This window comes from Brevundimonas poindexterae (assembly GCF_020524625.1).
Taxonomy (GTDB): domain Bacteria; phylum Pseudomonadota; class Alphaproteobacteria; order Caulobacterales; family Caulobacteraceae; genus Brevundimonas; species Brevundimonas poindexterae_A.
Genome location: NZ_JAIVLL010000006.1, coordinates 40,117 through 64,119, shown reverse-complemented (window position 1 = coordinate 64,119; position 24,003 = coordinate 40,117). Strand labels below are relative to the sequence as shown.

Sequence of the window (24,003 nt, the reverse complement as noted above, 5' to 3'; positions counted from 1 at the left end):
TGCGCGCCCCATCAAAACAGCTCCAGATCGCCGACCGGTTCGCGCTCGACCACCCGGGAGGCGCGCTCGGCCAGGGCGCGTTCGCGGGCCGCCAGACCCGGATCCGCCACCAGCTGCTGCTTGGCCCGACCGGTTGCCGGCCAGTAGTGAATTCGCCGCGCCTGAAGACCGCCCAGGCTCTCGCCCACGATCGGAATGCCTTCGTCCCCCAGAAACTGGCGCACGAAGGTGACGTTCTTGCTGCCGATATCGACCAAGCCGGCGCTCATCCGGCCACCGCCGAACACCTTGGCCTCCAGCCGATGGCGGTTGGCCCCCATGGCCAGCAGGGCGTTGACGAGCAGTTCCATGGCCTGAACGCCATAGCGCCGGTCGTCGGCGCCACTGCCGGGGGCGGCAGGCAGCAGGAAGTGGTTCATGCCGCCAATGCCCAGCGACGGGTCGCGGATGCAGGCCGACACGCACGAGCCGAGGATGGTCGAGAACACCAGGTCGTGGCGATCGGTCACCTCGAACTCGCCCTGTCCGACATGGACGCGGGTCTCGGGTTCGGCAACAGGGCGGGGGGGTGCCGTCATCACGTGATCGCCCCGTACACTTCCTCGATCTTGGCCCGCAGGGTGGCGACCGTGAACGGCTTGACCAGATAGTTGTTGACCCCGAACTGCTGGGCCCGCTGCACCAGTTCGGTATCGGCCCGGCCGGTCAGCATGATGAAGCCTGTCGACTTCAGCTGCGGCGTCATACGCACCGCACGCAACAGGCCAAGCCCGTCCAGCTTCGGCATGTTGAAGTCCGAGATGATCAGATTGATGCGCGCGCTGAGCAGCACACGCAGCGCGTCCTCACCATCCACGGCATCCTCGATGTTGTGGATGCCGATGTCCTTCAGGCCCGCGCGCACCAGCGAGCGTATCGTCTGTTGATCGTCGACGATCAGGGCACGAATGTCAGAGCCGGCGGGCATCAGGCAGCTCCTTTCCGGGGGGAGGCGGAGGAGGCGGATGCCGCACGCAACAGGGCGCCTCCGATCTGGTTGAGAGGCAGTTGGCGCTGGACCGCGCCGATTTCCTGAGCCGCGCGCGGCATGCCGTAGACGATACAGCTGGCCTCATCCTGGCCGATCGTCGTCGCGCCCGCCTCACGCATGCGCAGCAGGCCTTCGGCGCCATCGCGGCCCATGCCGGTCAGGATCACACCCACGGCCTGGGAGGTGGCGCGGGCGACCGAGCTGAACAGCACATCGACCGACGGCCGGTGTCCCGAGACGAGGTCCGACTCGTCCAGCGCACAGACCAGACCGTTGCCGCGGGCCGCGACGCGCAGGTGCGCGGGGCCACCGGGCGCCAGATAGATGTGGCCGACTTCCAGCGGCGCACCCGGGCGCGCTTCGGTCACGTGCGGGGCGCAGGACCTGTCCATACGGGCGGCAAAACTGGTCGTGAAGGTCGCCGGCATATGCTGGGTGATGACCGTCGGCGGACAGTTGGCGGGGAACTGGCTCAGCACCGTCAGTATGGCCTCGACGCCACCGGTCGAGGCGCCGATGGCAATGATCCGGTCGCCGGGCGTGTAGGGGGCGTGCGAGGTCGGGGCCGCTTCGCGCGGTGCCCGGTCGCGGACCCTGGCGCGAGCCGCCACATGCACCTTTTCGCACAGGCTGCCGAACTCGCCGGCCGAGGCGCCGACCGGCTTGCCCACACAATCGACCGCGCCCAGTTCGAGGGCCTCCAGCGTCGCTTCCGCGCCGCGTTGGGTCAGGGTCGAGACCATGACCACCGGCGTCGGGCGCAGGCGCATCAGCCGCTCGAGGAAGTCGAGGCCGTTCATGTTCGGCATCTCGATATCCAGGGTGATGACATCGGGGTTCAGCGCCTTGATGGCCTCGCGGGCCTCAAGCGGATCCGCGGCCTCGCCCACGACCTGAATGCCGGGATCGGCGCGCAGCTGCTGGGCGATCAGGGCCCGCATGGTGGCCGAGTCATCAACGATCAGGACAGTAACAGGATTAGCCACGGCGCGACTCCCGGCGATAGCCCGTCAGGCCCTCAGGCTTGAGGTTCGGGTTCATGGCCCGCTCCGAGTGACCGATGTACAGCTGGGCACCGTCATGCAGTTGTTCACTGAACCGCTCGAACAGCCGGTTCTGGGTCTGGTCGTCGAAATAGATGGCGACGTTGCGACAGAAGATGACGTCGAACCGGCCGCGCATCGGCCAGTCGCCCAGGAGGTTCAGGGTGCGGAAGGTGATCAGGCCCTGGACCTCGTCCGAAACCTTCCAGCCCCCCTCGACCCGGCGCACATGGCGGCTGCGTACAGCGGTCGGGATGGGGTCGACGTCGTCGTCCGAATAGATGCCGGCCGCCGCCCGGGCGACGATCTGCGGATCGATGTCCGAGGCCAGGATGCGCACGTCCAGCCTGGCGGCCTCCGGCAGCGCCTCCAGCACCGTCATGGCCATGGAATAGGGCTCATGGCCGGCCGAGCAGCCGGCAGACCACAGACGCACCCGGCCGCCGGCGCGCGCCGTCTCGGCCAGCCGGGGCATGACCTTGCTGCGCAGGTGATCGAAATGGTGCGGCTCGCGGTAGAAGCGGGTCACATTGGTCGTCAACGCGCTCAGCATGGCGCTGCGCTCCTCGACCTGGGATTCGTCGCGCACCAGCTCGCAATAGGCGGCAAAGTCCGGCAACTTCAGCGCGCGCACGCGCTTGGCCAGCCGCGAATACATGAGCGACGCCTTGGCCTCGACCATGTGGATGCCCGACATGGCGTACAGCAGGCCCGCGATCTCCGAGAAATCCTTCCAGGTGAAGAGATATTCGCCGGGAGAGGCGATGTCCGAGTTGCGTTGGCGGGCGGCAGCGGTCATGCGGCCTCGCGCAGTTCGGCCTCGGGCAGAATGCCGTCGAGCGAGACCAGGCTGATCATGTCAGCTTCCTGAGCGATGACGCCCTTCACGAAGCAGCGCACCGCCTCGCACGACACATCGGGCGCCGGCTGGATGGATTCCGAGCCCACCGTCAGGATGTCGGACACGGCCTCGACCAGCAGGCCGACGGTCTTGTCGCCGATGCGGGCCACGATGATCACGTGACGTTGCGATGGCTCGGTGGCGCCAAACCCCAGACGGGCGCCCAGGTCGATGATGGGCAGCACCGTACCGCGCAGGTTGATGACCCCCTTCACCCAGGTCGGGGCCTGCGGCAGCGGGGTGGCCATGGCCCAGCCCCGGATCTCGCGCACCGCGCGGATGTCCACGCAGAATTGCTGGGCGCCGATGCGGAAGGCGATGAGCTCGTGCGTCTTGTCGTTATCCTGGGTCATGGGTCAGCTCGCCTGGGCAAGGGGTTGTTGGGGGGCGACGGCCGGGCGCCGGGTGGCCACGAGACCGTCGACATCGAGGATCAGGGCCACGCGGCCGTCCCCGAGGATGGTTGCGGCGGCGATGCCGCTGACCTGGCGGTAGTTCTGTTCCAGGCTCTTGATCACCACCTGGCGCTGGCCCTGGATCGCGTCGACACGCAAGGCGATCAGGCCGCCCAGTTCGCTCTCGACCAGCAGGGTCACACCGGCACGGGCGTTGCCTTGGCTCGGGAACTTCAGCGCCTGGCCGACGTCGACCATCGGCACATGGCTGCCGCGCACGGCCAGAACCGTGCCTTCGGGGCCCAGGCCCCGGATGTCCGACGCCTTGGGCTGCAGCGTCTCGACGATGACGGTGATCGGCACGACCAGGGTCTGGTCACCGACCGTCACCACCATGCCGTCCAGCACCGCCAGCGTCAGCGGCAGGCTGAGGGTGAACAGCGAGCCTTTGCCGGGCGTCGAGGTAATGGTGATGCGGCCGCCCAGCGCCTGGATCGAGCGCTTGACCACATCCATGCCCACGCCGCGGCCCGAGATGTCCGAAATGGTCGAGGCGGTCGAGAAGCCCGGCGCGAAGATCAGATTGTCGATCTCCTCATCCGTCAGCGTCGCGTCGGCATCGATCAGGCCGCGCTCGACGGCGATCGCCTTGACCCGGGTCCGGTCAATGCCCTTGCCGTCATCCGAGATCTCGATGACGATCCGGCCCGAGCGGTGCAGGGCGGCCAGACGGATGGTGCCCTCTTCAGGCTTGCCGGCCTCGCGCCGCTGCTCCGGCGTCTCCAGACCATGATCGATCGCATTGCGGATCATGTGGGTCAGCGGATCGGACAGGCGTTCGATTACCGTCTTGTCGACCTCGGTGTTCTCGCCCTCGGTGACCAGTCGGACGGACTTGCCCGTCATGCCCGCCACTTCGCGGACCAGGCGCGGCATGCGCTGGAAGACCGACTTCACCGGCTGGGCGCGGATGGCCATGACGCTGTCCTGGATTTCGCGCGTCAGCTGCTCCAGGTCGTCCAGACCCAAGGCGACGCTGCCCGAGGGCGCGGCGCCCTCCTCCAGAACCTTCTGCGCCAGCATGGCCTGGTTGATGACCAGCTCGCCGACCAGATCGATCAGGCGATCCACGCGGTCCAGATCGACGCGGATGGTCTGCTGCGTCGGCGTCGCGGAAGACCCGGTCGAGGCCTCGCTCGCCGCACGGGGGGGCGCGGAGGCAGGAGGCGAGGCCTCGACCGCCGACCCTTGGGGGGCCGGAGCTTGAGAAACATCAGAAACGTCAGCCTGCGGGGCCGGGACATCCCCGGTCAGTTCCGTTGCGGCAGCGGCATCCCGCGCCATGGCCAGGATGGCGTCCAGCGAGAAGGCCTCGCCCTCGACGGGGGCATCGGCGAGCGGCTCCGGCACGGCGGGGGCCTCTTCCACCGCCAGCACCGGCAGCGGCGCCTCGACGATCTCGTTTGCACCCTCTCCGGCCGAGCGCCGGATGGTCAGATCGCAGTCAAAGTCCGCAAATTCGAAGACCTCCCGGATACGGTCTTCCTCGACCGTGCCCGGCATGCTGACCGTCCAGCACAGATAGGCGCCCTGGGCGTCGAGATCGTTGAGGTCGGGCACGCCGCTGTCGTCCAGGGTGACCGTGGTCTGGCCCAGCATCGCCAGTTCCCGCAGCAGGACCGCCGGATCATTGCCGTTCCGGTACAGGGCCGCCTGGGGCCGCAGGATGATTTCCCATGGACCGTTGGCGACCGGCGCGAGCTCGAGCGGCGCCGGATCATCGCCCAGCGAGATCAGCATCGGCTTGAAGCCGAAGTCGGGCATGTCGTCGCCGGCGGTGTCGTCCTCGACATCGCCGAGGAAGGCCTGCAGTTCCTGGATCAGGGCCTGATCGCCCTCCTCGCCCAGATCCTCCCCGGCCTTGGCCGCGGTGATGTGGTCGGACAGGCGGTCGGCCGAGCGCAGCATGACCCGGACGACGGCCGCGTCGGCCTCAAGCGTCTGGTTGCGGACCGCATCCAGGGTGGTTTCAAAGACGTGGGCAAAGCGTACCAGGGTGTCGAGACCGAAGGCGCCGGCCCCGCCCTTCACCGAATGGACCGCACGGAAGACGGCGTTGACGGTTTCGGGGTCGGTGGCACCGGCCTCCATCTCCAGCAGGCCGCTTTCCAGGTCCGCGAGCAGTTCGTCGCATTCCTGAAAGAAGGTAGCCTTGATTTCTTCCATCGGATCCATGTCGAGACCTCAGGCAGACACGCGGCGAACGGCGTCGACGAGCTTTTCGGGGTCGAAGGGTTTGACGATCCAGCCGGTGGCGCCGGCGTCGCGGGCCCGCTTCTTCTTGTCCATGCTGCTCTCGGTCGAGAGGACCAGGATGGGCATGCCGGTATAGCGACCGTCGGCGCGCACCGCTTCGATGAAGCCGAAGCCGTCGAGGTTCGGCATGTTGATGTCGGTGATCACCACGTCGGGCGTGCTGTCGGCCAGGACTTCCAGCCCCTGAACCCCGTCGTCCGCCTGGACGACGTTGAAGGAGGCCTTCTCGAGGGCCATGCGCAGCATGCGACGCATGGTCGGCGAGTCATCGACGGTCAGAACGGTCATGCTCACTGGGAAAGCTCCTCAGCCAGGGGGGCGCGGAAGGGAAAACCGAGGGCCTCAAGGCCCGAACAGAAGGCGGGTGAAGGGTCCGTGATCCGGAGGGCGTGGCCGTCCTGGGCCCAGGTCTTGAACGCGGCGAGCAGCACCTGCAGACCCTGACCGCCGACCCGCTCCACATCGAAGCCGTAGAGGTCCAGGTCCCGGCCGCGGAGGGGCTTGAGCCCCTCCGCAACCGTCGTGGCGGTCGAGCTGTCCAGCCGGGCCGGGAGGACGAAGTGGGGGCCGGCCTCCGTCATCAGAACTCTTCCCAGCTGTCGACCGCCAGGGCGGTGTTACCGGCCGCACGCGGCATCGATTGGCGGCTGGCGAACTCCGACACGCGAGCCTGGGCCGCCCGTGCAGGGCTGGGGGCGGCGCGGTGGCGATCGGCGCTGGCCTCGACCGGGCGCTGGTTGCCGACCTCGAAGCGACCGACCAGACGGGCCAGTTCGGCGGCTTCCTGCGTCAGATTGTGGCTGGCCGCGGTGGATTCCTCGACCATGGCCGCGTTCTGCTGCGTCGTCTGGTCCATCTGGTTGACGGCTGTATTGACCTGGCTGAGCGCGGTCGCCTGTTCCTGGGCGGAGGCATTGATCTCGGCCATCAGGGCGTTGATCTCGCTGACGCGACCAACGATGGCGGTCAGGGCCTGACCGGTCTGGCCCACCAGGCTCACCCCATCCTTGACCTGTCCGGTCGAGGCGGAAATCAGGGTCTTGATCTCCTTGGCTGCCTCGGCCGAGCGCTGGGCCAGAGCCCGCACTTCGGAGGCGACGACCGCGAAGCCGCGACCGGCATCGCCCGCCCGGGCCGCCTCGACCCCGGCGTTCAGGGCCAGCAGGTTGGTCTGGAAGGCGATTTCGTCGATCACGCCGATGATCTGGCTGATCTGGTCGGCCGAGGCCTCGATCTCGCCCATGGCGGTGATGGCCTTGGCCACCACATTGCCGCTGACCTCGGCGTCGTTGCGGGCGTCGGTGACGACCACATTGGCGCGCTGGGCCCCCTCGGCGGTCCGGCGCACAGTGGCCGTGATCTGGTCGAGGGCCGCAGCGGTCTCTTCCAGGGTGGCGGCCTGTTGCTCCGTCCGGCGCGACAGGTCGTCGGCGGCCTGGCTGATCTCACCGGCCCCGGTCTGCATGGCCAGGGCGTTGGTGGTGATCACGCCCATGGCGTCTTCCAGCTTGCTCATCGCATCGTTGAAGTCGGACTTCAGCGCGGCGTAATCACCGGGGAAGTCGGCATTGATGCGGTGCGCCAGCTTGCCGGCGGCCAGGGCGCTCAGGCCACGACCGGTTTCGGCGACCACGCGGGCCTGGATCTCGGCGGCCCGGCGATCCGCTTCCTGGCGTTCCTCGCGCTCCTTCTCGACCTGGGTGACGTCCGTGGCGAACTTCACGACCTTGTAGGGCTTGCCGTTCGCGTCGAGGATCGGGTTGTAGCTGGCCTCGATCACCGCGCGGGCACCGCCGCGGCCATAGCGGGTGAATTTGTCGACGATGAACTCGCCGGCGTTCAGGCGACGCCAGAAGGCCTGGTACTCGGCCGACGCGCCATACTCCTTGTCGACGAACATGCTGTGGTGACGGCCCTGGACCTCTTCCAGAGAATAGCCGACCACCTTCAGGAAATTCTCATTGGCCGTCAGGATCTTGCCGGACAGGTCGAACTCGATGATGGCCTGGGCGCGGCCGGCGGCCGTGAGCTGGGCGACAACGTCGGCGACCTGGGCCTCCTTGGCACGCAGCTCGGTCACATCCTGCCACTGCAGGGCGTTGCCGATATAGTTCCCGTCCCGGTCGCGCACGGCGCTGATGGTCAGGTCGAACAACATGTCCCCGACCTTGATCTCGGCGTGGTGCGGCAGGCGCGACGGATCCGACAGAACCTCGCGCTGGTGGCTCGGATTCCTGGGGAAGACGTCGATGCTCTGTCCCAGGATTTTGGCAGGGTCGAAGCCGGCCCACAGGGTACGGAACGCCTGCGCATTCTCGGACAGCATTTTCTTGGTCGCGCCGTTGATGTGCAGGACCTTGAAGTCGCGGTCGATGGTCATCATCGCCGTGGGCGACCCCTCGAAGGCGGCCGACTTGAAGGCGTCGTTCCACGCCTCGGCACGGCTGGCGTCCAGCAGATCCGCGTTCTGCTTGAACTGCACCAGGGCCCGGGCCATGGCACCGATCTCATCGCCGCGATCGCGACCGACGATCTCACCGTCCAGCCGGTTCTGCACCAGGGCGCCCATGGCATCGGTGAGGCCGACCAGCGGCTTGGCGACAGCACGGGTCAGAAGCCAGGCGATGCCGATCGACATCAGAACGAGCACCAGAATGCCGCCGGCGATCTGGATCTTGCCCTTGTTGACCGAGCCGGACAGCTGCGCGCGCGCGGTGTCGCGCTGCGCGGCGAACAGGCCCTGGGTTGCCTCGAGGGCGTCTTCGGCGCCGGACATCATCTGGTCAGCCGTACCCTGGCTGCCGACGGCCGGGCGGAGAGCGGTGGCCGAGGCGCTGTTCGTGACCGCCTGATACCAGGCTTCGGCGGCCTGGCCGGCCTTGTCGAGCTGCGCGATCTGCTCGGGGTTGTCTCCCGCGGCCTCCCTCAGTTCGGCAAGGGACTTTTCGAAGTTGCCGCGGTGGGCATCCAGACGCTCGCGGTAGTACGGCTCGCCGGTGAGGGTGTAGCCCCGGAAGCTGTTCTCCTGACGGGTCAGGTAAAAGCGCGCCATGGCGGTGGTGTCGTAGGCGTTACCCGCCACCCTCGCCTGTTCCTGGCGAAGATTGATCTGGCGGAATTCCAGAACCGAGACGGCCCCGACCACCGCCATCAGGGCGACGACCACGGCGAAGGCGGCGGCGAGCTTGCGGCCGATTTTCCAGTTGGACAGGCGCATCTTTTATATCCCTTGAATTCGCGGAGGCGGTCAGAAGCTGTAGGAGATCGAGGCGACCAGGCGGCCGTCGTAGCGGCTGCCCAGTTCGTGGCTGTCGGTGTCGTACCAGCGCAGATCACCCGAGATGGCGGGGGTGAACTTGTGCTTCACGCCGATATTCCAGGCGTCGTAGTCGTTTCCGCCGTCGAGCCGGCGCAGGCCGTAGGCCACGCTCAGCTTGTCGTTCGACGTGAGTTTGAAAGTGGCCTGGGCCTCGGTCCACCACGCCTCCTCTGTGGCGCCATAGCCGTCGGCCGAATAGTTGACGCGGAAGCGGGCGCTGATGCGATCCGTCAGGGCGCGTGACAGGTCGCCCTGGAACTCGACGTAGCTGCTGTCGACGCCATTGGTTTCATTCAGCATCTGGCGGTGCATGACGACGACATCGACGTCCCAGTCGCCCAGCTCGTGCTCATAGCCGGCCGAGAGGATGAACTCCGAGTCGGCGCCCCGGGACGAGGTCGCCTCGGAGATGAAGGCGTTGACGTAGAAGGCGTTGGGCTGCCACCGCACCGAACCGAAGGCGGCCGGGTCCTCATTGCTCTTGCCGAGGCCCTTGCCGGTATACTCGCTGGCAATACCGATCTGGCCGGTGATGGGATCCGGGTCGCCCGCAGAGGCGGCGGCAGGGGACGCGGCCAGCAGCGAGCCGGCAACAAGGGCGAGGACAGAGGAGGTTCGAGCGAGCTTCATGGTGTTCATTCCGGAATGGCGGGGGGCCGGGCAGGCCCGCGTGAGGGGCCTGCGGGGCAGGCTCATGAGAGGGGAGGTCGCGGAGGGAACGGCGCGCAGGCTTCTCGCCTCCGACGCGGCACCCCGGACGGGGGTGTCGGACCGGGGCGCATGCCCAAAAGCCAGTACTGATGTGATCAAGCGCATTCTTCGCTCCCTTGCATGGGAGACCGGATCGCGGACCCTAGATTTATGAGGTCTTAAGTACGTGGTTGCACGTGCGGCGCGAGGCCGAAGCGGCGCCGTTAACCATTATTTCAAGCGTGGAACCGCTTAATGGCAACAAGGGCGGGCGTATCAGGACAGGGTCCCGATTCGACCTGAAAGAAGACGGGTAGGTCAGTATGACTCCAAACGAGGAGCCTTCGACGGCGGCGGCCGTCCGGTCGGTCGCCATCGTCGACGACGACCCCTTCATGCTGGAATATCTGTCGCTGGCGCTGGGCAAGACCCCCTACCGCATTGCCGTATTCGAGAGCGCCGAGGCCTTTCTCGACAACGTCGTCAACCTGCCCCCCGGGATTGTGCTGACCGATCTGAAGATGCCCGGCATGGACGGCATGGCCCTGCTCAAGGCCCTTCAGGACCGCGCGCTTGAGAGCCGGCCCACCGTCATCATGAGCGCCTTTGCCGACATCCCCCTTGCCGTGCTCGCCATGAAGACCGGCGCCGTCAGCGTGCTGCAAAAGCCGATCATGCCCGCGGCCCTGCTCCAGGCCGTCGAGGACGCCATGGCCACCCTTGCGGAAGAGGATACCGGCTGGAAGGCCGTCCGGCTGACCAACCGCGAGCGCCAGGTGGCCGACCTGATCGCCGAGGGGCTGACCAGCAAGGAGATCGCTCTCAGGCTGGGCATCAGCTACCGGACGGTCGAGGTCTTCCGCTCGAGCATCCTGCGCAAGACCAATACCAACAATGTCGCCGCCCTGGTCGCCCTGATCCGGGGGGGCAGCTGACCGCCACAGGACAGGCGCATCGTCTGCAGGTCGGACCCGCCCTGCGCCAGGCGGCTTGGCTGGTGCTGCTCGCGGCCGTGGCCTGGGGCCTAGCCCACCTCTCCATCACCCTGACGCGCGAGGCTGGGCGCACCGCCGCCATCTGGCCGGTCAATGCCGTCTTCCTCGTGCTCCTGCTGCGGGCGCCGCGCCGCGAATGGTCCGGCATCCTCGGGGCCCTGCTGGTCGGCAATTCTGCAGCCAATGTGATGGCCGGCGACGATCTGGTCACGGGCAGTCTGTTCGTCGTCGCGAACCTCGTCGAGATTCTCGTCGTCGCCTTTGCCATGACCTGGCGACGAAGCGTGCGCCTGCTGCGCCGGTCCTCCATCGTGCGGTTTGTTGCGGCGACGATCGTGGCCTGCATGATCTCGACCCTGATCGCCCTGTGTCTGCTTCAGCAGGTCGGAAGCGGCGTCCCGGCCCTTCAGGAGGCGACCATCTGGTTCGCCGCAGACCTTCTCGGCCTGCTGATCCATGTGCCGATCCTTTGGGTGCTGCTGTCGCCTCCGACCCGCGAGACTCACCTCTGGCAGCGGCTGGCTCTCGGCCCCGAGCTGATACTGCTCATCGTCATGACGGTGCTGGTCTTTGCGCAGTCGCGGTTTCCGCTCCTGTTCCTGGTTCCGCCCGCCCTGGTTCTGGTGGCCATTCGCAAGGGGCTGGCGGGGGCGGCCGTCGGCATGGTTGTGGTGGCCCTGATATCGATCGCCTTCACGCTCGCCGACCGCGGCCCGACGATGCTGGTGCACGGCGGGCCGACCCTTCACGGGGGACCACAGGTCCGCGTGCTGGTGCTTCAGGTCTTCCTCGCGGCCAATGCCTTGATGGCGCTGACCGTGGGAGCGTCGGCGGCGCACCGGCGGGACCTGACCGAACGGTTCAGGGGCGCGAAGTCGCGCCTCGCCGAACGGTCCCTGCGCGAACGTCTCATGATCCAGCAGGCCCAGTTGGCCGAACGCATCGGTCAGGTGGGCTACTGGTCATTCCGTCCCCTGACGGGCGAGGTCTTCTGGTCGCCCGAGGTCTACAGGATCTACGGAGTTACGCCCGAGACCTACGATCCCGTCACCCAGGACACCCTGGCTCCCTTCCTGCCGGAGCATCGCCAGCGCTTTGCCGAGGTGATCCAGCGGGCCATCGCCGAGCGGACCGGCTGGCAGCTCGATGCGGACCTGATGCGACCGTCGGGAGAGATCGTGCGCGTCCGCTCTGTCGGTGAACTGCGACTGACACCGACCGGCGAGATCGATGCCCTGTTTGGGGTGTTCAAGGATGTGACGGTGGACCACGAGCTGCTCGAGCGGGCCCGCGAGCAGGAACTGCTCTACCGCCTCCTGGCCGACAACTCGTCTGACATCATCGCGCGTTACGGTCGGGACTCGGTCTTCACCTATCTCTCGCCCTCCATCACGACGGTGCTCGGCTACAGCCCCGAAGAACTGATCGGAAAGCCGACCTTCACCCTCCTGCACCCCGACGACGTCGAGCACGTGCTCGCGGCCTGGCGTGAGGGTCTGGCGTCCCAGCAACCGTTCAGTGTCGAATACAGGGCCCTTCATCGGGACGGTCGGGTCGTCTGGCTTGAAGCCAGGCCTACTGTGACCCGGGACGCCAGGGGCGACATCATCGATTTCATCGATACGGTGCGCGACGTCAGCGACCGGCGCGAGCGCGAGGAGGCCCTCGCCCGGGCGACCGCGGTCGCCGAGAGCGCGACCCGGGCCAAGACCGAGTTCCTGGCCAACATGAGCCACGAAATCCGCACGCCGCTGAACGGCGTGATCGGCTTTGCCGACCTGCTCGCCAAGGAGAAGCTGGAGCCTCCGGCGAGCGGCTATGCGACCCGTATCCAGACCTCCGCCCGGGCCCTGCTGTCGATCGTCAACGACATCCTCGACTTCTCGCGCATTGAGGCCGGCATGATGTCGGTCCAGGTGCGCCCCTTCGATCCCGGTCAGCTGGTGGCCGAGGTCGTCGACCTCGTGGCCGCCGCCTATCCCGATCCTGCTCTGGCCATCACAACGCCGTTCAAACGATCGACCGGTACCCTGTATCTGGGCGACGACGACCGTATCCGGCAGATCCTGCTGAACCTGATCGGCAATGCCGCCAAGTTTACGCGGCGCGGGTCGGTCAAGGTCACCTGGTCCGTCCGCAAGGGCCGGCTGCGCATGGTCGTGGACGACACCGGGCCGGGCATCCCGCCGGAACGGCTGGAGACCGTCTTCGACAGCTTCTCCCAGGCCGACGCCTCCATCTCGCGGACCTTCGGCGGCTCGGGCCTCGGCCTGTCCATCAGCCGGTCGCTCGCACGACTGATGGGCGGCGACATCACCCTCGAGAGCCAGGTCGGCAAGGGCACCCGCGTCACCCTCGAGCTTCCGGCCGAGCGCGCGGCCCGTGAGGCCCTCAAGGCCCCGGCGGCGACGCCCCGTCCGCGCGGCGCCGCGCCTTGCGGGCGGGTCATGGTCGTCGACGACGTCGACACCAACCGTGAGCTGATCGAGATCGGTCTCGGCAAGGCGGGCCACACCGTGACGGGCTTTGCCTCCGGCGAGGACGCCCTGGCCACGATCACGGCCGACCCGGCCTGGGACCTGATCCTCATGGACGTCCACATGCCCGGCATGGACGGCCTGGCCGCCACCCGCGCCATACGCGCCCTGCCGGGACGGGCCGGGGACATTCCGATAGTCGGCTTGTCGGCCAACGTCCTGCCCGCCCAGATCGACGCCTGTCTGGAGGCCGGCATGGACGACCATCTGGGCAAGCCGGTCGATATGGAAAAGCTGATCGCCCTCACCGACCGCCTGTGTGGTGCACCGCGTGACACGAGGAAGGCGTCAGCGGACCTGGAGCAGGATCCGGCCTATGAGGCGCTCAAGACCCGCTACCGGTATCACCTGACCGGAGTCCGCCCGACGCTCGTGACGGCGTTGAGCCAGCTGGACGATCCGGACCAGAGGACCGCCCTGAGCCGCCTGGCCCACAAGCTGGCCGGCGCCGCGGGCAGTCTGGGCTTCAGCGACCTGTCGGGTGCCGCCATCCGCCTGGAACGGGCGGCGCTGGAGGGCGCGGACATCCCCGCCCTGCGCAAGCTCGGCAAGGCCCTTCTGGAGCAGATCGACGCCGCGAGCGACGCCGACTAGACGTCGACGGCGGCGTCCAGCGCGTTTTCCTGGATGAACTCGCGGCGCGGCTCGACCACATCGCCCATCAGCTTGGCGAACAGATCGTCGGCCTCGTCCGCCTGATTGATCTGCACCTTCAGCAGGGTACGGGCATTGGCATCCAGGGTGGTTTCCCACAGCTGGTCGGGGTTCATCTCGCCCAGACCCTTGTACCGCTGGATCGACAGACCCTTGCGGCCGGCCTCGAGCACTCCGGCCAGCAGGTCGAGCGGCCCGCGCACCGAGGTGCTGCGGTCCTTGCGCACAAAGGTCGCCAGGGTGTTGAACAGGCCGTCAAAGGCCCGCGCCCGGTCCGCCAGACGACGGGCGTCCAGCGAGCGGATCAGCGCCTCTTCCAGCACAATGGTCTCGGCCACGGCGCGACGCACCCGGTTGAAGACCACGGCGCCCTGATCGCCCGGCGCCCCGGACCACGGTCCGTCGCCTTCCTCGGCATAGCGGTCGAGACCGGCCGCGACGCGATCCAGCACGGCCTGATCCAGATCGGCGTTCTCGGCGAACAGGCCGCCCAGGGCCGCCTGTTCGATGGCGAAGGCCGGCGCGCGTTGGGAAAGCCGGTCCACACCCGCCTTGAAGGCCTTGGCCTCGCGCACCACGCCCTGCAGGTCCATGCCCGCGCGGCGCACGCCGTCGGGCAGGTCGAGGGTGGCGTCCGAAATGCCTTCCTCGATCAGATAGGCGTCCATCTCGGCCTGATCCTTGAGGTAGCGGCTCTGCTTGCCCTTGGTCACCTTGTAGAGCGGCGGCTGGGCAATGAAGACGTGCCCGCGCTCGATCAGCTCGGGCATCTGCCGGTAGAAGAAGGTCAGCAGCAGGGTGCGGATGTGGGCGCCGTCGACGTCGGCGTCGGCCATCAGCACGATCTTGTGGTAGCGCAGCTTGTCGATGTTGAAGTCGTCGCGCCCGATGCCGGTGCCCAGCGCCAGGATCAGGGTGCCGATCAGGTCGGACGACAGCATCCGGTCAAAGCGGGCACGTTCGACGTTGAGGATCTTGCCGCGCAGCGGCAGGACGGCTTGGTTCTCGCGGTTGCGCGCCTGTTTGGCCGAACCGCCGGCGGAGTCACCCTCGACGATGAACAATTCCGACTTGGCCGGGTCGCGTTCCTGACAGTCGGCCAGCTTGCCGGGCAGGCTCGAGATTTCCAGCGCCGACTTGCGCCGGGTCAGGTCGCGGGCCTTGCGGGCGGCTTCGCGCGCGGCGGCGGCCTCGACGATCTTGGCGACGACCATCTTGGCCTCGACCGGATGCTCCTCGAACCAGGTCGCCAGTCCCTCGCTGCACAGGCCCTCGACGGCCGGGCGCACCTCGGACGACACCAGCTTGTCCTTGGTCTGGCTGGAGAATTTGGGGTCGGGCACCTTGACCGACAGCACGCAGGTCAGGCCCTCGCGCGCATCCTCGCCCGAGACCGAGACCTTCTCCTTCTTCGCCAGCCCCGAGCTTTCGATATAGCTGCCCATCACGCGCGTCAGGCTGGCGCGGAAGGCCGACAGGTGGGTGCCCCCATCCCGCTGGGGGATGTTGTTGGTGAAGCACAACATGGTCTCGTGGTAGCTGTCGTTCCACCACAGGGCGAGATCCAGCTCGATGCCTTCCTTCTTGCCCCGGATGACGATGACGTCCTTGAGGATCGGCGACTTCGACTTGTCCAGGTGGCGCACAAAGGCCTCCACCCCGCCCTCATAGTGCAGCAGGATCTCGACCGGCTCGGCATGGCGCCGGTCGGTCAGCTTGATCACCACACCCGAGTTGAGGAAGGCCAGCTCGCGCAGCCGGTGCTCCAGCGTCTTCAGGTCAAAGTCGATGTGCGAAAAGGTGGTGACCGACGGATAGAAGGTCACCTCGGTGCCCGTCAGGGCCTTGCCGGTGTCCTCGCGGATCGGGGCGTCTCCGGTCACTTCCAGCGACTTGACCGTATCGCCGCGCTCGAAGCGCATCTCGTGCGCTTTGCCGTTGCGATAGATCTTCAGCTGCAGCCAGTCGCTGAGCGCATTGACCACCGACACGCCCACGCCGTGCAGGCCGCCCGATACCTTGTAGGAATTCTGGTCGAACTTACCGCCCGCGTGCAGCTGGGTCATGATAACCTCGGCCGCCGAGACGCCCTCGCCCTCGTGGATGTCGGTCGGAATGCCCCGGCCGTTGTCGGTCACGGTGACCGATCCGTCGGCATTCAGGATCACCTGGACCAGATCGGCATGCCCGGCCAGGGCCTCGTCGATGGCGTTGTCGACCACCTCATAGACCATGTGGTGCAGGCCCGAGCCGTCGTCGGTGTCGCCGATATACATGCCGGGCCGTTTTCGAACGGCATCCAGTCCCTTGAGAACCTTGATGGAATCTGCGCCGTATTCGGGCATGTCGGCAGTCGGATCGGTCATGAAGTCGGTCGATGAGACGCCCGGCGAGCGGGCCTGAAAAACAGGGGCGGACACGGAAGGGTGGCCAGACGAATCTGCCCCGTATCGAACCGGCTAAATATATAGGAAATTCGCCGGGAATTGCGAGGAAAAGGGGCGTTGCGGACGCCCCCGGAATTCAGTCCTCCGCAAGTCCTCCGGCGGCCACCCGCACGAACCGGGCGCGGCCTTCCAGACCCTCGAACAGGGGCCGTTCGGTGCCGGTCATGAAGGCCTGCAGGCCGTGCTCGCGCCCCAGCACCTCGATCTCGTCGAACAGGGCCGCGCGGCGCGCCGCATCCAGATGGGCCGGGGCCTCGTCCAGCAGCAGCATCGACCGCGCCGTCTGGTGCGCCAGACGCGTGATCTGGGCCAGCACCAGATTGAGCACCAGCGCCTTCTGCTCCCCCGAGGACCCCTCGGCCGCCGGGCGGTTCTTCTCGCGGTGAAGCGCGGTCAGGTCGGTCCGGTGCGGCCCGAACAGCGAACGTCCGGCGGCCCCGTCGCGGGCCCGCGCCCGCGCCAGTCCCTCGCGCAGGAAGGCCTCGACCTCGGCCGGCGCCGCACCCGACGCAATCTGCTGCTCGGCCTCGCCCGCCAGCCCCAGATCGGCCTGGGGGAAGGGCCGGTCGCCGCGCCCGTCGATGGCCGACTGCAGGGTCACCAGCGCCGCCACCCGCGCCTCGGCGATCCGCGCCCCGGCCTCGGCAAGCCGCCCCTCCAGTGCATCCAGCCACAGCGGATCGGCCTCTCCGCCATCGGCGGCCTGCACCAGCAGTCTCAGCCGTTCGCGGAGCGCCTTGTCATAGGCGGCCACGGCCGCCGCATGGTCGGGCAGGGCCGCAAACACCAGCCGGTCGAAGAAGCGCAGCCGGTCAGCCCGCGCATCGGAAAACAGCCGGTCCTGATCGGGGGTCGCCCACACCGGCCGCAGATATTCCAGCAGCCGCCCCGGCTGGGCCGTCTCGCCATTGATGCGCACGATCCGCCGGGCCGCACCGCCGCCGGGTACGCCCGTGCCCAGACGGGTATCGTCGTCCAGCTCGACCGCCACCGCCCAGGGCCGCCCCGAGGCCTCGCCCGGCTCGCGGCGCCCCATCTCGGCCGCCGTCGCTCCGCGCAGCCCCTTGCCGGGCGTCAGCAGGCTCAGCGCCTCCAGCAGATTGGTCTTGCCCGCCCCGTTCGGCCCATGCAGCACCACAGGGCCGGCCCCCGGCTCCAGCCGCGCGGTCCCGTACGAACGGAAATCGGTGAGGGTGAGGGCGGTGATCAAGGCTTCGACGAGGGGCTGGTGAGGCACGGAGGGCTCAAGGGCGTCCGCCCCCTTCCCTAGTCCCTATTGAGGGCCCGCCCAAGCCGCAGAGGGCAGGCCTAGACGCTTTGACCCGACGCGGTGCCCCGCGCCTTCATCCGGGCCACGCCGTGGGGCGGCATGCTGAAGCCGAGGGTGTGGCCGGGGTTCACGACGACGCCGTAGTCCTCGCCGACCACATCCAGGACCCAGTCGGCACGAACCTGACGAGCATAGGGATACTGCGGCGCATTGGGGGCCCAGACGGCACACTTGCCGGCGGTGGTGAAGACGACCAGCGCAGGGTGGCCCTGCGGCGTCGATACCGTCAGCGGGGACAGGGTCTGCGGCTCGGGCCCCGGGTCTTCTGCAAGCATGACGACCACCTGCGCCCGCATGAACACCGCCGCGAGGTCATCCAGGTTTCCGCCATCCTGTGCCGCGGCGATCGCGGCTTCCAGCGGCGCGCCGACCTCTTCGGGCGGGGGAGACTGCACGCCCTAGACCCGCAGCGGCATCAGCACATACTGCACGCCCGGATCGCCCGGATCGAGGACCAGCGTCGGGCTGGCCGGGTCGGCGAATTTGAAGGCGGCGGTCTCGCCGGTGATCTGTCCGCAGACATCCAGCAGATAGCGGGCGTTGAAGCCGATCTCGAACGGCTCTTCGGAATAGCCGATCTCGACCTCCTCGACGCCCTGACCGGCTTCCATGTTGCGCACCGTCAGGGTCACGCGGTCCAGTTCGAAGGCCAGCTTCACGCTGCGGCTCTTCTCGGCCGAGATGGTGGCCACCCGGTCGACGGCGGCGGCGAAGTCGGCACGGTCGATGTCGGCCTGCTTGTCATTCCCCTTCGGGATGACGCGCATATAGTCGGGGAAGGCGCCGTCGATGACCTTGGAGGTCAGGGCCGCCTGGCCGAACTCGAAGCGGATCTTCTGCGGCGAGACGATCACCTCGACCGAGCCCGAGCCGTCATCCAGCAGGCGGCGGACCTGATCGATGGTCTTGCGCGGCACAATCACGCCGGGGCTGCCGGCCGCGCCCTCGGGCGCCGGGGTCTCGGCCAGCGCCAGACGGTGCCCGTCGGTCGCCACGGTGCGCAGCAGGGGCACGCCGTCCTCGGCCACCGTGTGCAGGTACAGGCCGTTCAGATAGTAGCGGGTTTCCTCGGTCGAGACGGCAAAGCGCGTCTTGTCGATCAGGCGGATCAGGTCCTCTTTCGACAGGGCATAGCGCGCGCCGCCCGCCTCGGTCGACATGACCGGGAAATCACCGGCCGGCAGGACCGGCAGATTGAATTTCGAGCGTCCGGCCTGAACCGTCAGGCGCGGATCGTCTCCCGAATAGGCCAGCGAGACCTCGGCCCCCTCGGGCAGCTTGCGGGCGATTTCATACAGGGTGTGGGCGGGGGCGGTGATCTGCCCCTCGACCTGGACGACGGCCTCGGCCTCGTCGACCATTTCCATGTCGAGGTCGGTCGCCGAGAAGGACAGGCGGTCGCGGCCGGCGCTCAGCAGCACATTGGCCAGGATCGGAATGGTGTTGCGACGTTCAACGACGCTCTGGACGTGGCTGAGAGCCCGAAGGAGCGCGGATCGTTCGATAGTCAGCTGCATGTCGTCTCGCCCGGACGCGGCGACTCAGGGCCGCCGCGAGTATGAAGGGCCTTGGACACTAGCGGATCGCGCGGCCAGAGCAAGAAAGGCCGTGAATATCGGCCCCTCCGCCCGGCCGCTGCCCGGGCCCGGATGTGGATAAGGATGTGGATCGGCCGGGGATAGCCCCCGGTCACCGTGCTGCCTGGCCTCAGGCCTGGCCGCGCAGCTTGCGGGTCAGGGTCTCGACGTCGCGCGCGATCTGCTCGTCGGTGGCCAGCAGGCTGTCGATCTTGCGCACCCCGTGCAGGACGGTCGTGTGGTCACGGCCGCCGAACCGCCGCCCGATGTCGGGATAGGAGCGGGTCGTGTGCTGCTTGCACAGATACATGGCGATCTGGCGCGGGCGGGCGACCGACCGGGTGCGGCGCTCGCTCAGCAAATCGGCCTGTTTCAGGTTGAAGTGCTCGGACACCGTCTTCTGGATCTCGTCGACGGTGATGCGGCGCTCGGGTCCGCCGCGCAAGGCCGTGCCCAGCAGCTTTTGCGTATCCTCGACCGTCAGGCTGGACAGCCGCCCGCCCGACACCGCCGCCAGGGTCGTGACCGCCCCCTCCAGTTCGCGCATCGAGCCCGGGGTCCGATCCACCAGATGCTCCAGCACAGCATCGCCGATGGTGCCGTCCACCACGCCCAGACGCGACAGGGCCTCCAGACGGTTGCGGGCCACAGCCAGCTTCAGCGCCCGGTCGCCCGGCTCGATCGGGCAGGTCAGGCCCGAGGCCATATGCCCGCGCAGGCGCGGCTCGATCTCGGTCAGGGCCAGCGGCGGCCGGTCGGCCGACAGCACAACCCGGCGCCCGTCCTGGATCAGGGCGGTCAGGGTCGACAGCAGCTCTTCCTGGGTCGAGGTCTTGCCGCCGACGAACTGCACATCGTCGATCAGCAGCATATCGGCATTGCGCAGGCTATCCTTGAAGGCGGCGGTCTGGCGGTCCTGCATCGCCTTGACGAAGGTCGACAGGAAACGCTCGGCGGTCAGATAGACCACCCGCGCCTCGGGGCGCAGGCGCTGGGCTTCCCAGGCGATGGCGTTCAGCAGGTGGGTCTTGCCGAAGCCATAGGGTCCGCACAGGAACACCGGATTGAAATGGCCATCGGCCCAGGCCGCGACCTGACGGGCCACCGCCAAGGCAAAGGCATTGCCGTGCCCCTCGACGAAACCGTCAAAGGTCAGGCGGTCCTGCAGCCCGGCGGCGCGCACGGCCCGAGGACCGTCGGCCACGGGACCGACCGTCGGGGCCGGCATCGGGCGAAAGCCGGCCGAAGGCGTGACGGCGGCGGGCGCGCCCTGCCCGGCCGAGGCCGGCGGCACCGAGCCCATCTCGGCACGGCAACGCACATCCAGACGGCGCGCCAGCCCGTCCAGGCCCAGCCACAGTTCATTCACGCGGCGCAGGGCATTCTTGCGCACCCAGTCGCGGGCATAGGCGGTCGGAGTCACCAGAACCAGCTGGCCCGAGGCGTCCATGCGCACCGCCGACGGTGCGATATAGGAGCTGAAGGGCCCGTCGCCGATTTCCGAGCGCAGGCGCACAGCCGCCTCGGTCCAGATCCGGTCCGGATCGGTCATCGTCGTCACGCCGCTCGCCATCACCATGCCACCCTGCATCACGCTTCCCAAAGCTCAGCCCCGTTCGCCCTTCCGCCCCGTCGCGTCCCTGTGGCCCTCCCCCGATCCGGTCACCCGGTGTCAGGGAAAGCTCCGCCCGTCCCGAAAAGCTTGCGCTTTTCGGGCCTGGTCAGGCACTCGATCAGACATCTCCCGCCGACACGAAATCACGTTCCGCGCCGCCTTCATCCGTGGTGGGATGGAAGTGCGATGGAGGTCCAAACTACTCCGGCGGCGGGGAGCGTCAACGCTGATTCGCGGCCCGAAATGCAGTTAAATTTGTTGACTCGGCTAAAGCCGTTTCTTGCTTGGGAAATTGTCGATTTCGCCACCCGGGCGAGTGCGAATTCCACTGCGAACGGTTATCGGCGAACGCAAAAACGGCGAGACAGGAAACCCCGTCTCGCCGTTGAAATATCTCGGTTTTCACATGACAGCCGCGTTAAGGGCCGTCCGCGTGCCGCCGAAGCGGCGGGCCTCAGGCTGCAGAAATTTTCTTCAGCTGGGCGGCCAGGCGCGACACCTTGCGCGAGCCCGTATTCTTGTGAACCACACCCTTCGAGACGGCGCGCATCAGCTCCGACTGGGCTTCCACGAAAGCGGTCTTGGCGGCGGTGGCGTCACCGGCCGTCACGGCTTCCTGGAACTTGCGCAGGAAGGTACGGACGCGCGTGCGGCGCGCCTTGTTCACTTCGGTACGGGCCTCGATCTTGCGGATCGCCTTCTTGGCACCGGCGTTATTGGCCATCAGTCAGAACCTTTGAACGGAAAGCGCCGCGGAACCCGTCCACGGCGCGGAAATCTCAAGAGCGCGCGGCTATAGCGGAAAGCTCTTGAGGGGTCAACGCGAGTCACACGGCTGTCTTACCGGCCCTTGAACGCCGGCTTCCGCTTCTCGACGAAGGCTCCCATGCCTTCCTTCTGGTCCTCGAAGGCGAACAGGCTGTGGAACAGGCGCCGCTCGAACTGGACGCCCTGGGTCAGGGTCGTTTCCAGCGCAGCGTTGACCATCTCCTTGTTGGCCATGACCGCCAGCGGGCTTTGGGCGGCGATGCGGGCGGCGATCTTGCGGACCTCGTCCATCAGGGTGTCGTGCGGGACAACCCGGCTGGCCAGCCCGGCGCGCTCGGCCTCTTCCGCGTCCATCATCCGGGCGGTGAGCACCATATCCATGGCCTTGGACTTGCCCACCAGTCGCGTCAGCCGCTGCGAGCCACCGATCCCCGGCGCCACGCCCAGATTGATCTCCGGCTGGCCGAACTTCGCCTTTTCGCTGGCCACGATGAAGTCGCACAGCATGGCCAGTTCGCACCCGCCGCCCAGGGCAAAGCCGTTGACCGCGGCGATGATCGGCTTTCTGAACCGGGTGATCCGGTCGTGGCCGAGGGCAAAGAAGTTGGCCGTATACATCTGGGCATAGGTCTGGTCGGCCATCTCCTTGATGTCGGCCCCAGCCGCAAAGGCCTTGTCGCCCGAGCCGGTCAGGATCAGGCAACGCACCGTATCATCGTGCTCGACCGCGTCCAGAAAGGCCGCCAGATCGCGAAACAGGGCCGAGTTCAGCGCATTCAGCGCCTCGGGCCGGTTCAGCGTCACCACCGCATAGCCGTCGTCGTGGCGCTCGATCGCCAGGGTGTCATAGGTGTCGGTCGCGGCGTCGGTCATGGGGCACTCCTTCTGAATCCGGCGCCTTCCTACCAAAGACCGTCAGTCCGGCGATAGCCCGACCATGGCGCCCAGCTTCAGCACCGTGTTCCAGTTGCGCCCGGTCCCCATGCCCAGCAGGCGGGGCGTGGCCTTCTCGGCCATCTTTGATCGGCCCTGACCCTCCGGGAACCAGAGATAGAGGACGTCGCCCACCGCCTCGACCCGCTCGCCACCCTCGGCCAGGGCGCGACAGGCCTCGAGCGCGTCTGCCTTGACCCCTGCCTTCATCACCATGGCCAGCACCTTTGAGGGTTCGGCCGCGGCCTCGGACCCAAAGGGATTGGCGTCGATCAGGCTGCGCCAGTCGGCGAGCGTCCGGACCATGACCGCGACCTTCAGACCGAACCGGGCCTCCATGGCCGCCTCAACCTCGCCCTCCAGCCGGGCGGGATCGCGGTCGCTTTCGACCACCAGATTGCCGCTGGCCAGGAGCGTGCGCGGGTTGCCGAGCCCCATCTCCGCCGCCATGGCCCGCTGCTCGGCCACGGGCGCCCGCACCCCGCCGGTATTCATGCCGCGAAACAGGATGATGCGCTGGTCCACGCCCTACCTCCTCTGACAGGCCGGGCACCAGAAGGTCGAGCGACCGCCCTGGACCTCGCGCCGGATGACCGGATGGTCTTCATTGCGGCGACAGGGCTTTCCTTCCCGGCCATAGACATCAAAGCGGTGCTGGAAATAGCCCTGCCCGCCCTCGGCATTGGCAAAGTCACGCAGGGTCGATCCGCCCGCCGCAATGGCTTCGGCCAGCACATCGCGCACGGCGACCGTCAGCCGCTCCAGCCGCGCGGCCGACAGGCTGCCCGACGCGGCAAAGGGCGAGATCTGCGCCCGCCACAGCGCCTCGCACACATAGATATTGCCCAGCCCCGCCACATGCCGTTGGTCCAACAGGGCCACCTTGACCGGCTGATTGCGGCCCCTGAAGCGGGCCTTCAGATGATCCGCAGAAAAGCCGTTGCCCATCGGCTCGGGGCCCAGGCCGGCGAACCACGGATGCGCCTCGACCTCATCGGTCGGGATCAGGCCCATGAAGCCGAACCGGCGCGCGTCGGCATAGCCGACCCGCGTGGCCGTTCCGTCTCGCGTGGCACACAGGCTGAGATGTTCGTGCGGCCCGCGCGCCGGGGCATCGGTCTCGAACTCCCCCAGCGGATCGCCATCCAGGGTGAACCGCCCGGTCATGCCCAGATGGGTCACCCAGGTCTCGCCCGTCGACAGCGGCAGCTGCAGATATTTGGCCCGGCGCCCGACCGACAGCACGGTCGCCCCCTCCAGCCGGTCCGCGAACCGGTCGGGGAACGGAAAGCGCAGATCGGCGCGGTTCTGGCGCACCCGGCCAAGGGTGGCCCCGGCCAGCACCGGCTCCAGACCCCGCCTGACGGTTTCGACCTCGGGAAGTTCGGGCATCGCATGGGCCTTCGGAACAACTGCCCGGTCCCTAGCAGACGGGCGGCGACAGCGACACGCC

21 protein-coding genes are annotated in these 24,003 nt (G+C 67.7%); 2 read left to right on the top strand and 19 right to left on the bottom strand.

The window, feature by feature from the left end:
• Nucleotides 1-11 precede the first annotated feature (11 nt).
• Genes LC068_RS13635 through LC068_RS13590 form a run of 10 tightly spaced genes read right to left on the bottom strand, consistent with a single transcriptional unit; the run spans nt 12 to nt 9,634 of the window.
• Entirely contained in the window at nt 12-578 is a 567-nt protein-coding gene (locus LC068_RS13635; protein ID WP_226638096.1) for a chemotaxis protein CheD, read from the bottom strand.
• Nucleotides 578-967, bottom strand: coding sequence for a response regulator (locus tag LC068_RS13630; protein WP_226638094.1), 390 nt, complete (start codon nt 965-967; stop codon nt 578-580). The genes LC068_RS13635 and LC068_RS13630 overlap by 1 nt, the downstream gene beginning before the upstream one ends.
• On the bottom strand, nt 967-2,016 hold the full coding sequence (locus LC068_RS13625; protein ID WP_226638092.1) for a protein-glutamate methylesterase/protein-glutamine glutaminase: 1,050 nt from the start codon (nt 2,014-2,016) through the stop codon (nt 967-969). The genes LC068_RS13630 and LC068_RS13625 overlap by 1 nt, the downstream gene beginning before the upstream one ends.
• Nucleotides 2,009-2,872 (bottom strand): CheR family methyltransferase, encoded by an 864-nt coding sequence (locus LC068_RS13620; RefSeq protein WP_226638090.1) that lies wholly within the window; start codon nt 2,870-2,872, stop codon nt 2,009-2,011. The genes LC068_RS13625 and LC068_RS13620 overlap by 8 nt, the downstream gene beginning before the upstream one ends.
• The gene (locus LC068_RS13615; protein WP_209120013.1) at nt 2,869-3,327 is read right to left on the bottom strand and encodes a chemotaxis protein CheW; all 459 of its coding nucleotides are present in this window, start codon (nt 3,325-3,327) and stop codon (nt 2,869-2,871) included. The genes LC068_RS13620 and LC068_RS13615 overlap by 4 nt, the downstream gene beginning before the upstream one ends.
• 3 nt (nt 3,328-3,330) lie before the next feature.
• Nucleotides 3,331-5,604, bottom strand: coding sequence for a chemotaxis protein CheA (locus LC068_RS13610; RefSeq protein ID WP_226638089.1), 2,274 nt, complete (start codon nt 5,602-5,604; stop codon nt 3,331-3,333).
• Between the two features lie 9 nt (nt 5,605-5,613).
• Nucleotides 5,614-5,979, bottom strand: coding sequence for a response regulator (locus tag LC068_RS13605; RefSeq protein WP_226638087.1), 366 nt, complete (start codon nt 5,977-5,979; stop codon nt 5,614-5,616).
• Complete coding sequence (locus LC068_RS13600; protein WP_209120016.1) at nt 5,976-6,266, bottom strand: STAS domain-containing protein; 291 nt, start codon at nt 6,264-6,266, stop codon at nt 5,976-5,978. Before LC068_RS13600 ends, LC068_RS13605 begins: the two co-directional genes overlap by 4 nt.
• Nucleotides 6,266-8,902, bottom strand: coding sequence for a methyl-accepting chemotaxis protein (locus tag LC068_RS13595; RefSeq protein ID WP_226638085.1), 2,637 nt, complete (start codon nt 8,900-8,902; stop codon nt 6,266-6,268). Before LC068_RS13595 ends, LC068_RS13600 begins: the two co-directional genes overlap by 1 nt.
• Before the next feature lie 30 nt (nt 8,903-8,932).
• Nucleotides 8,933-9,634 (bottom strand): TorF family putative porin, encoded by a 702-nt coding sequence (locus LC068_RS13590; RefSeq protein ID WP_226638083.1) that lies wholly within the window; start codon nt 9,632-9,634, stop codon nt 8,933-8,935.
• 383 nt (nt 9,635-10,017) lie between these two features.
• Here LC068_RS13590 and LC068_RS13585 point away from each other — a divergent pair, with 383 nt between their 5' ends.
• Together LC068_RS13585 and LC068_RS13580 are read left to right on the top strand one after the other, a co-directional pair.
• The gene (locus tag LC068_RS13585; protein ID WP_226638081.1) at nt 10,018-10,629 is read left to right on the top strand and encodes a response regulator transcription factor; all 612 of its coding nucleotides are present in this window, start codon (nt 10,018-10,020) and stop codon (nt 10,627-10,629) included.
• A 62-nt stretch (nt 10,630-10,691) separates the two neighbouring features.
• The gene (locus LC068_RS13580) at nt 10,692-13,820 is read left to right on the top strand and encodes an ATP-binding protein (protein ID WP_226638079.1); all 3,129 of its coding nucleotides are present in this window, start codon (nt 10,692-10,694) and stop codon (nt 13,818-13,820) included.
• On the opposite strand, the gene gyrB is transcribed toward LC068_RS13580, so the two are convergent.
• The 9 genes from gyrB to mutM all read right to left on the bottom strand — a co-directional run bounded on the left by gyrB (nt 13,817) and on the right by mutM (nt 23,942).
• Nucleotides 13,817-16,246, bottom strand: coding sequence for a DNA topoisomerase (ATP-hydrolyzing) subunit B (gyrB, locus tag LC068_RS13575; protein WP_226638078.1), 2,430 nt, complete (start codon nt 16,244-16,246; stop codon nt 13,817-13,819). The two genes, LC068_RS13580 and gyrB, sit on opposite strands and share 4 nt — an antisense overlap.
• A gap of 157 nt (nt 16,247-16,403) precedes the next feature.
• Nucleotides 16,404-17,537 carry a DNA replication/repair protein RecF gene (gene recF, locus LC068_RS13570; RefSeq protein ID WP_226638151.1) on the bottom strand — a complete coding sequence of 378 codons (1,134 nt, stop codon included), beginning with the start codon at nt 17,535-17,537 and terminating at the stop codon, nt 16,404-16,406.
• A 98-nt stretch (nt 17,538-17,635) separates the two neighbouring features.
• Entirely contained in the window at nt 17,636-18,052 is a 417-nt protein-coding gene (locus LC068_RS13565; RefSeq protein WP_226638075.1) for an SseB family protein, read from the bottom strand.
• 3 nt (nt 18,053-18,055) lie between these two features.
• A complete protein-coding gene (gene dnaN / locus LC068_RS13560) occupies nt 18,056-19,174 on the bottom strand; it encodes a DNA polymerase III subunit beta (RefSeq protein WP_226638073.1) in 1,119 nt (372 codons plus the stop codon).
• Between the two features lie 190 nt (nt 19,175-19,364).
• Nucleotides 19,365-20,813, bottom strand: coding sequence for a chromosomal replication initiator protein DnaA (gene dnaA / locus LC068_RS13555; RefSeq protein ID WP_319002528.1), 1,449 nt, complete (start codon nt 20,811-20,813; stop codon nt 19,365-19,367).
• A gap of 490 nt (nt 20,814-21,303) precedes the next feature.
• Nucleotides 21,304-21,573, bottom strand: coding sequence for a 30S ribosomal protein S20 (gene rpsT / locus LC068_RS13550; protein ID WP_209120025.1), 270 nt, complete (start codon nt 21,571-21,573; stop codon nt 21,304-21,306).
• Nucleotides 21,574-21,689: 116 nt separating this feature from the next.
• Entirely contained in the window at nt 21,690-22,490 is an 801-nt protein-coding gene (locus tag LC068_RS13545; RefSeq protein ID WP_226638071.1) for an enoyl-CoA hydratase-related protein, read from the bottom strand.
• A 42-nt stretch (nt 22,491-22,532) separates the two neighbouring features.
• Complete coding sequence (locus LC068_RS13540) at nt 22,533-23,075, bottom strand: DUF1697 domain-containing protein (RefSeq protein ID WP_226638068.1); 543 nt, start codon at nt 23,073-23,075, stop codon at nt 22,533-22,535.
• Nucleotides 23,076-23,078: 3 nt separating this feature from the next.
• Complete coding sequence (mutM, locus tag LC068_RS13535; protein WP_226638066.1) at nt 23,079-23,942, bottom strand: bifunctional DNA-formamidopyrimidine glycosylase/DNA-(apurinic or apyrimidinic site) lyase; 864 nt, start codon at nt 23,940-23,942, stop codon at nt 23,079-23,081.
• Between the last annotated feature and the right edge of the window lie 61 nt (nt 23,943-24,003).

Excerpts from the sequence above, each read along its gene's own strand:
- gyrB (WP_226638078.1), bottom strand. The coding sequence starts at position 16,246 with ATGACCGATCCGACTGCCGACATGCCCGAATACGGCGCAGATTCCATC.
- LC068_RS13635 (WP_226638096.1), bottom strand. The coding sequence starts at position 578 with ATGACGGCACCCCCCCGCCCTGTTGCCGAACCCGAGACCCGCGTCCAT.
- mutM (WP_226638066.1), bottom strand. The coding sequence starts at position 23,942 with ATGCCCGAACTTCCCGAGGTCGAAACCGTCAGGCGGGGTCTGGAGCCG.
- LC068_RS13590 (WP_226638083.1), bottom strand. The coding sequence starts at position 9,634 with ATGAAGCTCGCTCGAACCTCCTCTGTCCTCGCCCTTGTTGCCGGCTCG.
- LC068_RS13585 (WP_226638081.1), top strand. The coding sequence starts at position 10,018 with ATGACTCCAAACGAGGAGCCTTCGACGGCGGCGGCCGTCCGGTCGGTC.
- LC068_RS13630 (WP_226638094.1), bottom strand. The coding sequence starts at position 967 with ATGCCCGCCGGCTCTGACATTCGTGCCCTGATCGTCGACGATCAACAG.
- rpsT (WP_209120025.1), bottom strand. The coding sequence starts at position 21,573 with ATGGCCAATAACGCCGGTGCCAAGAAGGCGATCCGCAAGATCGAGGCC.
- dnaN (WP_226638073.1), bottom strand. The coding sequence starts at position 19,174 with ATGCAGCTGACTATCGAACGATCCGCGCTCCTTCGGGCTCTCAGCCAC.
- LC068_RS13545 (WP_226638071.1), bottom strand. The coding sequence starts at position 22,490 with ATGACCGACGCCGCGACCGACACCTATGACACCCTGGCGATCGAGCGC.
- LC068_RS13620 (WP_226638090.1), bottom strand. The coding sequence starts at position 2,872 with ATGACCGCTGCCGCCCGCCAACGCAACTCGGACATCGCCTCTCCCGGC.
- LC068_RS13600 (WP_209120016.1), bottom strand. The coding sequence starts at position 6,266 with ATGACGGAGGCCGGCCCCCACTTCGTCCTCCCGGCCCGGCTGGACAGC.
- LC068_RS13615 (WP_209120013.1), bottom strand. The coding sequence starts at position 3,327 with ATGACCCAGGATAACGACAAGACGCACGAGCTCATCGCCTTCCGCATC.
- dnaA (WP_319002528.1), bottom strand. The coding sequence starts at position 20,813 with ATGGTGATGGCGAGCGGCGTGACGACGATGACCGATCCGGACCGGATC.
- LC068_RS13595 (WP_226638085.1), bottom strand. The coding sequence starts at position 8,902 with ATGCGCCTGTCCAACTGGAAAATCGGCCGCAAGCTCGCCGCCGCCTTC.
- LC068_RS13610 (WP_226638089.1), bottom strand. The coding sequence starts at position 5,604 with ATGGATCCGATGGAAGAAATCAAGGCTACCTTCTTTCAGGAATGCGAC.